General features: G+C 59.2%; 1 protein-coding gene. It reads right to left on the bottom strand.

What is annotated here, in order from left to right; all coding sequences use genetic code 11:
* A partial coding sequence (locus I6F36_RS38745; protein WP_225173268.1) for a porin occupies positions 1-449 on the bottom strand: 449 nt, incomplete at both ends.

Genomic DNA, 449 nt, shown 5'->3' on the forward strand with positions numbered 1-449 from the left:
GTGTATTTGACAGCATTGTCGGCGCGGCCATTGAATTGGTTGTCCACCGAATTCAGCGAGTAGTTTGGTCCAACGGCCATCGGATCGTAAGCCGCGAACAGGTCGTACAGTGCGTTTTGCTGACGCCCCAGCGTGACGGCGCCGAAATCGCCCTGCAAGCCAACGTAGGCTTGGCGACCAAACAACCGACTACCCTGCGCAGATTTGCCGGTGTCGATGTCAAAGCCGCTTTCCAATACGAAAATGCCCTTCAGGTTATTCCCTAGATCTTCAGCGCCACGGATGCCCCAGCGCGACCCAGATAGTCCACCAGAGGTGAGCGCGGTGACCGAGCCGTTGCCGTTGGCGCCGCCGTTCACGTGGCTTTGATAGCTGACGCCCGCGTCAACAATGCCGTAAAGCGTGACATTCGACGACTGCGCAAATGCGGCGGCAGGGACGGTGCCGGC

The sequence above is a fragment of the Bradyrhizobium sp. BRP19 genome, from assembly GCF_020194195.1.
Lineage (GTDB): Bacteria > Pseudomonadota > Alphaproteobacteria > Rhizobiales > Xanthobacteraceae > Bradyrhizobium > Bradyrhizobium yuanmingense.